The sequence below is a fragment of the Streptomyces sp. SID1328 genome, from assembly GCF_009865595.1.
GTDB lineage: Bacteria > Actinomycetota > Actinomycetes > Streptomycetales > Streptomycetaceae > Streptomyces > Streptomyces griseoluteus.
In genome coordinates, this window is record NZ_WWKH01000395.1 from 1 (window position 1) to 4,437 (window position 4,437).

Here is a 4,437-nt window from a genome sequence, read left to right on the forward strand (position 1 = left end):
CCAGCACAAAACGGGCCCCCGCACGCGAGTGACCGCGTACAGGGGCCCGCCGAACCGACCCGTCAGTGAGGACGGCCCGTCAGGGAACCTCGGGCAACCTACGGAAGGGTCACCCCGTAGTAGCTCAACGCCTCGGTGACAGGCTGGAAGAACGTCGTCCCGCCGGAGGAGCAGTTGCCGCTGCCGCCGGACGTGAGCCCGTACGCGACGCTCCCGCCGTAGAGCGGGCCGCCACTGTCACCGCCCTCGGCGCACACCGTGGTCTGGATGAGCCCGGAAACCACGTCCCCGCCGCCGTAGTTGACGGTGGCGTTCAGCGCGGTGACCCGCCCGCTGTGCGTCCCGGTGGTGGAGCCGCGCCGCGTCACGGTGGTTCCGACCGCCGGAGTGGCCGCGCTGCTGATCGTCTGGCTGCCGACCGCACTCGGGTGCGCGACGGAGGAGTTGGTGTAGCGCACCAGCGCGAAGTCGTTGCCGGGGAAGCTGTACCCGACGTTGGTGCCGAGCACCGTGGTCTTCGCGGAGTTGCTGTACCAGGTGGAGGCGACCTCACCGCAGTGCCCGGCGGTCAGGAAGTAGTACGTGCTGCCGCTGCGGACGTTGAAGCCGAGCGAGCACCGGTAGGAGCCGCCGTAGATGGCGTCACCGCCGGTGATCAGCTTGTTGAACTTGCCGGCCGTCCGCTTGATGGTGAGCCTGTCCGCGCCGGCCTGCCGCTTGATCTTGGCGATCTCGGCCTGGGACACCGTGCTGTCGACGGTGACGAGGACGCGGTTGGTCTTGCTGTCGACGGCCCAGGCGGTGCCGGGGACGTCGGCCTGGCGGACGGAGTCGCTCGCCTTGGTGAGCTGGCCGGCGCTGAACGTGTGGACGTCGCTGGCGTTCGCGGTGGGGGCGGCGAACGCGGCTACGGCGAGAAGGCCGCTGACGGCCGCCGTGAGCTGGGTGCGTCTGGCGATACGGCCTCGGGGAGTGGTGCGCTTGATCCTCACGTGTCGTTCCCTCCTGGGGAATTCGGGGGCCCGCGTGGGGTCGGGGCCCGTGAGGCGCAGTCAGCGGCAGGTCGATCGGACGTGCATGCCCCTGACAAGCGCTGAGGGGGAGTATTCGGCCGAACGACCGGTCGGCACAAGGGTGCCTTTCGGCCGTACACGGCTCAACGATCAGGGGCCCCCCAAACCCTGACGTCCCCTCAGTCACAAGAGCCGACCATCACCCCACACGCCCCACCCCGGATGCCCCCGAGGCCCCTTCCGTCACCCGGACACACCACACATCACCCATCCGCCGCGACAAATCATATTTCACTCTCAGTCAGCAGCCGTATGAGTCGCAGGCCTTGGGGCACAAGGGCTCTCGACGGATCGATCGTGCACCAGTACCGTCACAAACCCCCCGCGCGGCGTCTATCCACTTGGCGCACCGTCCGCATCATGGATGACCATAGGGAAGCGAAGAACAAGAAAGACCGCTGTGAGAGGAGGCGTCCATGGGATCGGTACGCAAGGCGAGTGCGTGGCTCGGCCTCGTCGACGACAACGATGACGAGCGTTACTACGACGACGACTACTCCGAGGGCACGGAGCCCGCTGACGCCTGGGTCACCGACCCGCGGGTGAAGGTGGCCGCGGACACGGCCGAGGACAAGGGCCGCCGCATCGGCACGGTCACCCCGGACAGCTTCCGGGACGCCCGCGCCATCGGCGAACTGTTCCGGGACGGAGTCCCGGTGATCATGAACCTCACGGCGATGGAGGGCGCCGACGCCAAGCGGGTGGTGGACTTCGCGGCCGGGCTCACCTTCGGTCTGCGGGGCACGATCGAGCGGGTGGCGACGCGGGTGTTCCTGCTGACGCCCGCCCACACCGAGATCATCAGTGGCGAACCGGCGGGCCGCCGGGAGGACGGCTTCTTCAACCAGAGCTGAGGCGGGGCCGTTCACCGGCCCCGCCCCCCAGGGGGCTCACCGGAAGGCGTCGAGCCCGGTGAGCGCCTTGCCCAGCACGAGCTGGTGCATCTCCACGGTGCCCTCGTAGGTGAGCACCGACTCCAGGTTCGTCGCGTGCCGCATCACGGGATATTCGAGGGAGATCCCGTTGGCGCCGAGGATCGTCCGCGCGGTCCGGCAGATCTCGATGGCCTCGCGGACGTTGTTCAGCTTGCCGAAACTGATCTGCTCGGGCCGCAGCCGCCCGGCGTCCATCCGCCGCCCCAGATGGTGGGCGAGCAGGATTCCCTTGTGCAGCTCGACCGCCATGTCGGCGAGCTTGGCCTGGGTGAGCTGGAAGCCCCCGATGGGCCGCCCGAACTGCTCCCGCGTCCTCGCATAGTCGAGAGCCGCCTCGAAGCTGCTGCGGGCGGCGCCCATCGAGCCCCACACGATGCCGTACCGGGCGTGCGAGAGGCAGCCGAGCGGTCCGCGCAGCCCGGTGACGCCGGGCAGCACCGCGTCGGCGGGCAGCCGTACGTCGTCCAGCACGAGTTCGCTGGTGACCGAGGCCCGCAGCGACCACTTGTGCTTGATCTCCGGCGCCGAGAAGCCGGGCCGGTCGGTGGGGACGACGAAGCCCCGGATACCGTCCTCGGTGCGCGCCCAGACCACCGCGACCCCGGCGACCGAGCCGTTGGTGATCCACATCTTGCGCCCGCTGAGCACCCAGTCCTCGCCGTCCCGCTTGGCGAACGTACGCATGCCGGCCGGGTCGGAGCCGTGGTCGGGCTCGGTCAGCCCGAAGCAGCCGATGACCTCGCCGGCGGCCATGCGGGGCAGCCACTCGTTCTTCTGCTCCTCGCTGCCGTACCGGTGGATCGCGTACATGGCGAGCGAGCCCTGGACCGAGACCAGGGAGCGGATGCCGGAGTCGGCGGCCTCCAGCTCCAGGCAGGCCAGGCCGTACTGCACGGACGACGCGCCCGCGCAGCCGTACCCGGTCAGGGACATGCCGAGGGCGCCGATCGAGCCGAGTTCGCGGGCCAGCTCCCGGATGCCGGGCAGCTCGCCCTTCTCGTACCAGTCGGCCACGTACGGCAGCACGCGGTCGGCCGCCCAGGAGCGGACGGTGTCGCGGACGGCGAGGTCCTCGGGGTCGAGGAGGTCGTCGAGGCCGAGCGGGTCGGCGGGGTCGAACGCGGGCGGCTTCGGGGACGCGGACATGGGAAACACCCTCCGGCACTCTGCGGCTCAGGACCTGCGGCGCTCGAACTGTGCTGCGTTCAAAAACTAGCACCGCTAGTTACGTATGCCCGGCCGACGTTACGGCCCGAGCGCGCCGCGCGTCCAGAGCGACCGGCCGGAGGTCAGGCGGAGACGGTGGGTTTCCCGGCCGCCCGGGGCGCGGGCAGCTCGCTCTTGGCGAGCGGTACGGGGCTCTCGGCGACCGGTTCCGGTGCCCCGGCGGCCTCCGGGGCGCAGTTCATGACGCGGGGCAGCCGGAGCGCCATCAGCGCGCCGAGCAGCAGCAGTCCGGCGCTGACCAGCAGCGTCACATGCAGCCCGTGCACGAAGGAGTCGCGGGCGGCGGCGCGCAGCGCGGCCCCGGCGGGCCCGCCGAGCCGGGCGGCGACCTCGTACGCCTCGCCCAGGGAGCGGCCCGCGGCCGAGGAGGCGGAGGCGGGGACGCCGGGCACCGAGTCGAGGGCGGGCGCGTAGGCGGCGTTCATCACGCTGCCGAGCAGGGCGATGCCGATCCCGGCGCCCAGTTGGTAGGAGGTCTCGCCGATGGCGGCCGCACCGCCGGCCCGGTCGGCCGGGGCCTCGCTGAGCATGGACTCGTAGGCCCCGAAGAGGGTCGTCTCCAGGCCGAAGCCGAGCAGCACGAAACCGGTGAGGAGCAGCGGGGTGTTGTCGTGGCCGCCCATCGCGGTGAGGGTGACGACGGCCACGGCGGTGAGGACGAACCCGGCGCAGACCATCCGGCGCGGTCCGAGACCGCGCAGTACGCGGGCGCCGGCGAGGCCCGCCGCCATCGCGGCGACGGTCAGCGGGAGCAGCCGCAGCCCGGTCTGGAGCGGGGACAGTCCCAGCACGAGCTGGAGGTACTGCGCGGCGATCAGCTCCAGGCCGACCAGGGCCAGCATGGCGAGCACGATGCAGCCCACCGAGGTGCTGAAGGCGGGCCGCCGGAACATGCTCAGGTCGACCAGCGGGTGGGCGCAGTGCGACTGGCGCCGGACGAAGAGGACGAGCAGGGCCACGCCCACCAGGAGCGGTACCAGGGTGAGCGGGCCGGTCATGTCCTCGCCGCCGCCGAGCCGCTTGACGCCGAGGACGACGCCGAAGAGGCCGCCCGCCGCCATCAGGGCGCCGACGACGTCCCAGGGGCCGTCCCGCTCGCCGCGGGACTCGGGCAGCAGCATCCGGCCGATGGGCAGGCTCACCAGCATCAGCGGGATGTTGACCAGGAAGACCGAGCCCCACCAGAAGTGCTCCAGCAGGAA

At 71.2% G+C, this 4,437-nt stretch carries 4 protein-coding genes; 1 reads left to right on the forward strand and 3 read right to left on the reverse strand.

Annotation, left to right across the window (positions count from 1 at the left end; genetic code table 11):
* Positions 1 to 98: 98 nt before the first annotated feature.
* Positions 99 to 992 carry a S1 family peptidase gene (locus GT030_RS11850; RefSeq protein WP_135792565.1) on the reverse strand — a complete coding sequence of 298 codons (894 nt, stop codon included), beginning with the start codon at positions 990 to 992 and terminating at the stop codon, positions 99 to 101.
* Between the two features lie 497 nt (positions 993 to 1,489).
* Here GT030_RS11850 and GT030_RS11855 point away from each other — a divergent pair, with 497 nt between their 5' ends.
* Positions 1,490 to 1,927, forward strand: coding sequence for a cell division protein SepF (locus GT030_RS11855; RefSeq protein WP_030812436.1), 438 nt, complete (start codon positions 1,490 to 1,492; stop codon positions 1,925 to 1,927).
* 36 nt (positions 1,928 to 1,963) lie between these two features.
* On the opposite strand, the gene GT030_RS11860 is transcribed toward GT030_RS11855, so the two are convergent.
* Together GT030_RS11860 and GT030_RS11865 are read right to left on the reverse strand one after the other, a co-directional pair.
* Complete coding sequence (locus tag GT030_RS11860; protein WP_161201073.1) at positions 1,964 to 3,154, reverse strand: acyl-CoA dehydrogenase family protein; 1,191 nt, start codon at positions 3,152 to 3,154, stop codon at positions 1,964 to 1,966.
* Positions 3,155 to 3,297: 143 nt separating this feature from the next.
* A partial coding sequence (locus GT030_RS11865) for an MFS transporter (RefSeq protein ID WP_161201074.1) occupies positions 3,298 to 4,437 on the reverse strand: 1,140 nt, incomplete at its 5' end.